The following is an 8,053-nucleotide window of genomic DNA, read 5'->3' as shown; positions in this document are numbered from 1 at the left end:
CTGTTTTTTTTAGCAATTGAATTCACCTCTATTCCAGATACACACAATAGAGTTATTTTGTCAATGCGTAAGTCCTATCTTTTTTCTGATACAGATTGAAACCTGTCGTCCATGCAACCCGCCACGAGCAGCAACAAGCCCATCACCGCACATCTTTTTAAATTCATGCGATTGCTCCGATATTTTTTTGGATGTGACAACTCTAACCGAGCCTGACAGCTAGGAAAACCCTGCTACCCCCAACGACAGACTACCCCAGCGCCGCAACCCATATAAAAACGGGCTGCGTCGCTTTTTTAGACTGTCAAAAATCAACCCGCCTCATCTGTCCCTCGTCTGGCCCACAAGCCGATCGAACTCCGCCAACTCCACCGCGCCAACAACGGCCAGAACATCGGCGGCTGCGACATTGCCAGCGTCGATCGCACGTTCTAAATCTCGTTTAATGGCAGTCGCAACAGCGGGAGAATTGTACCCAAGCGCTTCTCGAATACGGCGGGCAAACTCACGGGTGATCGATGGCGGTGCTAGTAGTTCCTGAAATTGCTGCTGTTCTGTTGGGGTAAGGTCGCCCCAAAGTGCGGCTCGATCGAGGTAGCCGTTCTGGTAGCAATCTTTGAGCACGGCTGCTATATGGTGGGCGGTTTGTTGATCGTTGCTGGCAATGGCGACACGGACAAACTCCAAGCATTCGGCGTGGGTTGCGGGGTCAAGTTTGGTCGGGGCGGGCGATCGAACAACGACTAAATTATTCATCTTCAGTCACCTCCGGGGTCGCTACTAATTCAATCTGGGAGGCAGAGACATAAGTATCATCTACCGTTTTTCGGCGCCCCTCTCTATCCAACCGCACGCAGTGATTGCCCCTCTTTCCCTGGAGTATGTAACGGATTTCCCCGCACTTACCTCGATATTTGCCTTTGCCAATTATCCGCACCCGATCGCCAATCTTGAATTCTGCCGCTGGTGTTGGTGCCGGCGCGGGTTCTGTCACGGGTTCCGGTTCTGGTGTTGGTGTCGTCTCTGTCTCTGTCTCTGGCGCTGGTGTTGGTTCCGGCGTGGGTTGTGCGGTTTTTTGCTCTGTCGGGTTGTCGGCAAGTGCGATCGGTTCAGCCTCTGGTGCTGCCTCTGTATCCCAATTGGCTAGAATCCTTGTGCAAGCTTCCTTCTCAGTATCATTTAGATGAGCTTTTACTGTTTGGAGAACTCTGAGAACTGGATATGATTTGTCGCGCCTCCTGATGTGCCGAAGAAGAACCCTGATTCTTTCTTCATCATCATTCTCTGCAATTCGTTGCCGTAGTGTTGCAGCCAATTCATCTGGATCTGGTGGCTGCGACTGTTTGCTGCAATCGATCGCAGCTTTGAAAGCTTCTCTCTCGGCATCGTTTAAGCGACCTTTTACTGCTAAGAGAAGCTGACCTTCGCCATCTAACTTCATTGTTTTCGCAAATTCCTTCCTAATAGCCCCCACATCATTTTTCACAATTGCTTTCCGCAGTGCAGCAGCTATCTGCAAAACCCATTCGGCATTAGATTTTGGTGCGGTTGCTGCTGTTTCCGGCTCTAGGGGTGCGATCGGCTGAGTTTGTGCCACTTCGGGTTTTAGTGTTGTGACCGTTTCGGCAACATCAACGCATTTTACCCCCTCCCCCCCCTGTGACAGTGGGGAAGTGATGACTATCGGGTCTAACCCTAATTCTGCAAGGCTTTCAGGACTTTTAGAACTAGCACATTCATCAGAAGTGATGACTATTTGATGACTATTTTGATGACTATTCTCTAACCCTTGCTGTATATGGGTTTTAAAAGAATAGTCATCATTTTGCACTGTAGGTATGGGGGGGGGAGGGGGTACGGAAATTTTAGGTTTAGTTGGCACTATGTCAAGTGCGCCAGTTTGGTTAAATTTTGGCAGAGAATAAAGGTTGTGGCGTTTCTGGCCTGGTGCCGTTCGCACACTAATCAATCGCTTATTCTCCATCCGGTTGAGGGCGTTGTAATACGGGGTGCGCTGCTCGTACTCAATCCCTCCCAGTAGCTCCATAATTTTAGGACCCGACAACTCTTCTTCTGGGTTGATACGAAAAATATTCATTAAGCGCTCGTTGATGGTTTGGCGTTTTTTGCCTTCTCCCTTTTCAAGCTCAAACTCTCCCTTAGAAGTCCACGAGTTGTTCTCGGCGTTGAATTGAATATTTAGGATTGTTCCCTCTGAGTCACGCGATGTGACGTGAAATTTGCGGTTAGGGTCGCGTGGATCAACAATCATTCTGTTGGGATTATCAGGATCGGGTTGCGGGATAGGCTCCATTAGCCACATCCCCCAGCAAGCCCCTACAATTGCCGTTGAGCCACGAGCCCGCTCGACTCCGCTTGCTTCGCTGCCTTTGTTGGCGTGGTGAACTAAAAGGCTGGCTGCACGATATCGGGTCAAAAGGGAATTTAGAGTGATGATGTTGTCGGCAAACTCTGCGGAGTTCTCGTTAATTTCCTTGCCCGAGGTGATAGCCTTTAGGGAATCGATAACTACAAAGTCGGGTCTAAAGTCTTCCAGTTCTTTCTCTAGCACTGAAATTTGGTCAATACTCCACCGGGGAAGAACTCGCAAATTTTGGGAATCTTGTGATCGAAACCCGCGACGGTTTAGCTCGTTCTTGAGAGACTGTTTTGAAGCGTCGGGACAAACCAGAAGGACGCGCCCTTGCTTAACTTCTTCACCTAAAAATCTTTCCTCACCCGTAGCTATACAGAAAGCTAAATCTATTGCTAGCTTGCTCTTGCCTATTTTGGGTAACGCAGTCAGGAGGACAGTCTCGCCGACGGGAAGCATCCCAGGCACAATCCACTCCATAGCCTCGGTTGTTTCGGCGAACAACTCGTCAAGACTCATACTCCGAACTTCTGCCGTCTGTGTCCGCTGTCGCATCGCCGACACTGCTTCCTTGAGTGCCCCTGCACCCATGTTGTATTTAGGCCCTAGCAAAGCCATCTGGCGAAGGCGTTCCACCAGATCATCCATCTGCATCAAAGCAAGCAATTCAAGCTTAAATCGCTCTCCGTTCATACCTCGCTTGAGAGGCTTGATAATTTTATCCTCCCAAACATTGTTGTTTACTCCTGCCGCCTGCCGTAGCTCTTCAAGCTTGATGTTGGTGGTGAGCTCGTCAAACTCTGATCGCAGTATTTTTCGTGCTTCGTTAGCCGCTTCTTCCAGCATGGATAAATTAGTGCTGGTTGGCGACTTGTCGATCGGCTCCTCTTCAATATCCTCAAGCTCGATCGCCCGCGCTGACTCAGCAGCTTGTCTGTGAATCTCTTCCTCTAACCGCCGAATGAATTCGTCTGCGTCCATATTGTCCAAAATTTCCTTAATATCTCCTTTATCTGGGATATCGGGATAGATGGCAACTGGGTCAATCACGATGCAGGGGAATTGCAGGCGATCGGACACTGACTGAACTTGACTGCCTTTTTTGACCCCCGTAGCGTCGTTATCCCGTAGCTTCGCGAGTACGATGTTTTTGCCCGTTGCCCGCAGCGCTTCAACAGCTCTGGTTATTTCGGTATCGTTCCATTTGCATCCCTGTAAGGTTAAGGCTGCAATAGCGTTAAGTCGTGCAAGTTCTACATTGGGTTCGCCTTCAAGCATTAGGACTACAACGGGTTCATCGTCTGGTACACCCTTCAAAGTCTTGACTACTTCGTTAATCCTGTAAGCAGACCAAGGCTTATCACCCTTGTTCCATTTGACTTTGCCTTCGTCGTTAATGTGAGACTGGCGGCAGGTTTTATCGCGTCCTTTTGGTTCGTTTGGGTCGGGCCACTCGAATCTGTGGACTTGCTGCGTGTCGCTGTAACTATAGGTGATTAGTACGGCGCTAGCAGGTACACCCTCTGGGATGTATTGAGGTTTCTGAGGCTCGGGCCCACGTTGCGGCGCTGGTAGTCTGAGAAGTTTTGAACTCGCTGTAACAGGGGCGGGTTTTGGCTGTTTTTTGTTGGTTTTCGTGGCGATCGGACGCTTGCTGCTGTGTTGATCGCTATTGCCCTCGCGCTCTGCCAGAACTTCAGCCCAGGGCTTGATAGCCTCTCGGATAGCTTTGTTCTCGCAGTCAGAGGTAAAGCAGTGGTACTTCCCTGTTTCGGACTCAATCTGTAGGTTACGTCCGTCACACACAGGGCAAACATATTTGTCTTTGCCATTGCCCGGTGACAGTCGATCCAAATGGTCGCGGATGTCGAATTTTTTTTGATCAAGTTGGTGGGTATACATTAGACCGCACCTCCGATCGCTTCAAAGGTAGGTGCAGAGAATCCCCTGTTTGCTTGCGCGGATACCGTGGATTGTGGATTTATCGCTGCAAAGCTAACTCCAAACAATCCCCGGTTATGTTGCGCGGATACGGGGGATTGTGGTAGAATAGCCTGATAACAAGGCTTTGCAGGCTCTTGAAACTTATGGGTAGCTCTATGGGTAGTGTCAGAATTCTGGAAACGTGCGATCAAACCGCTACAGATGGGAAACGAGCTAGCACCAACAGTCAAAGCGCGAAAATAGCGCTTTATTCTTTGCTTAAAACGTGTCATAATAATGGTGATCGGCGCTCTTATTAGGAGTCCGGTCGCGTTTTTGGTTGACTAACTTTTGTCGTCTACCTGCCAAGATTGAGCGACAAAACTATCTCTTTAAAAAAAACTAAGAAGCCCTAGAAGCCCTTATGCTGCTAGGGTTTCTTTTTGGGCTTCACTTCTTTCGAGCTTCTCAATTTGCATATTAAAATGCTTTAGATAAGTCTCCAGAGCATTTTGGATGAAATACGATCGGCTGATTCCTAAATGCTTAGCTGCAGCATCTACCCCTTCTATTACTTCGGAAGAAATAGAGAAAGATTTAGCGTGTTTGTAGTTTGGGGATGGAAGCATAAATCACAATCAGTGTTGAGATTATTACTACTATCTTACACCACAAAAATCTATTGCGATCGATATGTTGCCATCAATTTAGCTAAATTGGCTCAAATTTTAGCTAATCGGTAGCGACTTGCCTAAAATTCTGTAGCCTTTGCGCTGTCCGATCGACAGCTCCCCCGTCATTCCCGACAAAGGCATTTTGGCAGATAGATATCGGGGATAGCTACTATTAGCCTATTGTTGGGACAAAGACGGGACAAAAGTGCGTGTCAGTTTTGTGTCAGATTTGTGTCAATACTGGGCAAAGTTGGGATATCTTGTAATCATAAAATGATTAAAAAATTGACTACAAGTCCCGGTTCATCGACGATGTAGAGCGTATTCTTACCCGTAAAAAGGGAGGAAATACTATTAATATTAAATAAGCGCCGATCGCCCGCAACTCCCACAACTCCCCACACCGCCGATCGCCCGCAACTCCCCAGCCCGCCATCGCCGATAACACCACCGCCACAAACTTAGATCAGCTTTTGCCCCTCCCCTGTTTTGCCTTCGTCGCAGTTTGCTTGGCTGCGGTTGGTTCCGCTGCGGTTGGTTCCGTTGCGGTTGGCTCCGATTCTGTTGGCTGCGGGTCGGGAGTGCGATCGGCAGTATCTGCTAAGTCAGCTTCGGTATTTTTTAGAGAATGTCGCTTGCGGTACTCTGCAATCGCTTCTCCTAAAAGGATTGCTGCCATCTGGCTTTTTGTACGCATTTCGCGGTTAGCTATCTCATCTAAAGCTTCCCAAGTTTCATCGGGAATCACAGCATTTAATTTTTTGCTCATTAATTCATATTCCATATTCTCCCTACCATCATCCTATGTTCTGTTATGTTCTGTTGCCTTCAGTTTTAAGCCTACCATGTATAATCATGATGTGATGTGATGTGATGACATTTATAGACGCAGTAAAGCCAGTTCTGAGCGCAAAACGGCTATCCGTACATCCCCGCGAGGTTGCTCAAAAACTGGCTCTAAAATCGTCTCAATCCCATACGCCACAAGGCAAAACCAAACCATGCAAACTGAATACAGACAAACCACGCTTGGCTCAATACAGCCACACCGCGCCGTAGTGCGTTCTGTGTTGGCTGTTGATCCTGGTAATCGTTTTACAAAGTGGATCGAGTGTCAGACAGTCCGCTCAATTCCGTCTTACGTTAAGGAATTGTCTGACTGGGAAGAGGGCGGAAGCGACGGCCAGAGCTACGAAATCGGATTCGATGGTCGCCGTTACTTAGTCGGTCGGCTAGCTCAACTGATGGGTGGCGCTCCGGCTTTTGAATCTGGCAAAGCTGACTTGGCTCATCTGCTAGTGCTTCCGGCATTGGCTTCTGATTCCCCCCAGCGCATCGAACGCCTGGTCATTCCCACGCCAGATTCTCGCAACCAGCAGACGATCACCAAACTGAAAGAGCTTGAAGGGACGATCGAATTCAGCATCAACGGGCATGATTGTCTTACAACCGTAAGACAAGTTACTGCGACTGATGAATGCCGAGGCGTATACGACTTGGCACTCGGTCGGCAGATGTGGAGATACCCACAGAACCCCAACGGCATCCTTGATATTGGCGGTGGAACTGCAATCGCCCGATTGTTCGCCCCCGGTGGGACTCTCCTGCGGGATGCGGACATTGTGTTACCCGGTACATCTCACCTCGCCCAAAGACTAGCGGCTGCCATCCTTCCCAAAGTGGGCGCGACTGCTGACGCTGGGATGCTGATGGACTCGATCGCATCTGGAGATTATCGGTACGGCAACACCGACATCGACTTCAGCCGCGAGTTCGTAGCAGTACGGGACGCCTGGACTGCCGACATCCGCGCCAAGCTAAAAGCCAATTGGTCTAAATACTTGCCCTCGCTTGGAGAGTTGATTGTCATCGGCGGCTCTGCCAGCTTGCTAGAGCCGATGTGTGCAGCTTCCAAAGGTCGGTTTAAGGTCGCACCCCGGCCCCAATTCTTTAACCTCTACGGACTTAACAAGGAGCAAAACTAATGGCTCAAACACGCGCCGTTCTGCCGTCAAAATTCGTACCTCTCGCTGACGAATTGCTTGCAATGACAGGAGCCAGCGACTACAGCACCCTGATCGGAATTCTGCTTTCCCGGTACGGCAAGCACCTTCTAAACACTTGGGAAATTGCCAACTGCTCACAGGCAGCGCCAATAAATCCGCAGCCGATCGCGCAACAGTCGATCGCACCCGAAACCTTTACACCAATGGAGTTTTAATCAAATGGTACGGATCATAAATGGCGTTGTTTTTGAAGATGGCAAACCCGGAAAACGGGTCATCAATACTCAGGGCGGTAATTACGTCGAAAAAATTGAGGGAGATTTCATTGCAGGCACGGTTATCAATCACTCAGCGCCAACTCCAACACGCAAGGATTTCTCAAAGGACGGGGACGCTATCGACGTTGAATCCAAGGAGATTTAAGCCCAATGAACACTAAAAAAGCCAGCGAAATTAAGGAAGGAGACGTGGTTAATTTCTGGCCGGGCTTCGCCCCAAATCAAACAGTCTCGCGAGTGGCAGAAATCCATGACCGTAAGACACAAGCAGAACTTTTTCTGATTGAAGTAGATGGCAAAACAAATGACGGTTTGAAATGGCCACCCAACACGCAGATTCACGTAATTGAAGAGGTTTAGCTGATGCTTGATGATGACCAAATTGACAAAAACTTGACCAAGATAATGGTTAGCGGTGCGCTTGTAGGTGGCGCTCTCGTCTTCGCAGTTGGGTTCGATGTTGGCTACCAAACGGGGGCAAAACGAGTTCCAGAGCCGACAATTATCCACGACAACGTCACGATTAACAACAGCATCAATCTGAATTCAGATGATGCTGGCAGCATAGCCAAATAGGAGCAAAAAATGATTACTGACGAAGACCTGACACCGATCGACCTCTCCGACTTCTGGGAAGACACCGATACCGACGACGCCCCCACCTTCCAGACAATCGAGCCTGACTACATCAAGCGCCATATCGATCGCATTCCCGTTTATGGCGCAATACGGTTCAGTTAAGGGCTAGGCAGTGCTTAAAACAATAAATACAGGAGGATTCATTATTATTCCAGTACC

General features: G+C 49.0%; 11 protein-coding genes. 6 read left to right on the top strand and 5 right to left on the bottom strand.

Annotated features, from left to right (window positions below):
• Positions 1–321: 321 nt before the first annotated feature.
• From QUA47_RS29420 to QUA47_RS29400, 5 genes are all read right to left on the bottom strand, one after another.
• Positions 322–756 (bottom strand): hypothetical protein, encoded by a 435-nt coding sequence (locus QUA47_RS29420; RefSeq protein ID WP_333433405.1) that lies wholly within the window; start codon positions 754–756, stop codon positions 322–324.
• Entirely contained in the window at positions 749–4,276 is a 3,528-nt protein-coding gene (locus tag QUA47_RS29415; protein WP_333433404.1) for an AAA family ATPase, read from the bottom strand. The genes QUA47_RS29420 and QUA47_RS29415 overlap by 8 nt, the downstream gene beginning before the upstream one ends.
• Before the next feature lie 443 nt (positions 4,277–4,719).
• Complete coding sequence (locus tag QUA47_RS29410; RefSeq protein ID WP_333433403.1) at positions 4,720–4,926, bottom strand: ribbon-helix-helix domain-containing protein; 207 nt, start codon at positions 4,924–4,926, stop codon at positions 4,720–4,722.
• 334 nt (positions 4,927–5,260) lie between these two features.
• Positions 5,261–5,428 (bottom strand): hypothetical protein, encoded by a 168-nt coding sequence (locus tag QUA47_RS29405; RefSeq protein WP_333433402.1) that lies wholly within the window; start codon positions 5,426–5,428, stop codon positions 5,261–5,263.
• A gap of 9 nt (positions 5,429–5,437) precedes the next feature.
• Complete coding sequence (locus QUA47_RS29400) at positions 5,438–5,740, bottom strand: ribbon-helix-helix domain-containing protein (RefSeq protein ID WP_333433401.1); 303 nt, start codon at positions 5,738–5,740, stop codon at positions 5,438–5,440.
• A 232-nt stretch (positions 5,741–5,972) separates the two neighbouring features.
• Here QUA47_RS29400 and QUA47_RS29395 point away from each other — a divergent pair, with 232 nt between their 5' ends.
• Genes QUA47_RS29395 through QUA47_RS29370 form a run of 6 tightly spaced genes read left to right on the top strand, consistent with a single transcriptional unit; the run spans position 5,973 to position 7,996 of the window.
• Entirely contained in the window at positions 5,973–6,956 is a 984-nt protein-coding gene (locus tag QUA47_RS29395; protein WP_333433400.1) for a ParM/StbA family protein, read from the top strand.
• Positions 6,956–7,192 carry a hypothetical protein gene (locus tag QUA47_RS29390; protein ID WP_333433399.1) on the top strand — a complete coding sequence of 79 codons (237 nt, stop codon included), beginning with the start codon at positions 6,956–6,958 and terminating at the stop codon, positions 7,190–7,192. Before QUA47_RS29395 ends, QUA47_RS29390 begins: the two co-directional genes overlap by 1 nt.
• Positions 7,193–7,196: 4 nt before the next feature.
• Positions 7,197–7,400 (top strand): hypothetical protein, encoded by a 204-nt coding sequence (locus QUA47_RS29385; protein WP_333433398.1) that lies wholly within the window; start codon positions 7,197–7,199, stop codon positions 7,398–7,400.
• A gap of 5 nt (positions 7,401–7,405) precedes the next feature.
• Complete coding sequence (locus tag QUA47_RS29380) at positions 7,406–7,615, top strand: hypothetical protein (protein ID WP_333433397.1); 210 nt, start codon at positions 7,406–7,408, stop codon at positions 7,613–7,615.
• Between the two features lie 3 nt (positions 7,616–7,618).
• Positions 7,619–7,831 carry a hypothetical protein gene (locus tag QUA47_RS29375; RefSeq protein WP_333433396.1) on the top strand — a complete coding sequence of 71 codons (213 nt, stop codon included), beginning with the start codon at positions 7,619–7,621 and terminating at the stop codon, positions 7,829–7,831.
• 9 nt (positions 7,832–7,840) lie between these two features.
• Positions 7,841–7,996 (top strand): hypothetical protein, encoded by a 156-nt coding sequence (locus QUA47_RS29370; protein ID WP_333433395.1) that lies wholly within the window; start codon positions 7,841–7,843, stop codon positions 7,994–7,996.
• The last annotated feature ends 57 nt before the right edge of the window (positions 7,997–8,053 follow it).

Source organism: Microcoleus sp. MON2_D5, assembly GCF_036701905.1.
Classification (GTDB): domain Bacteria; phylum Cyanobacteriota; class Cyanobacteriia; order Cyanobacteriales; family Microcoleaceae; genus Microcoleus.
Note: the sequence above shows the minus strand (reverse complement) of the source record. Positions and strands in the feature narration are given on the sequence as shown.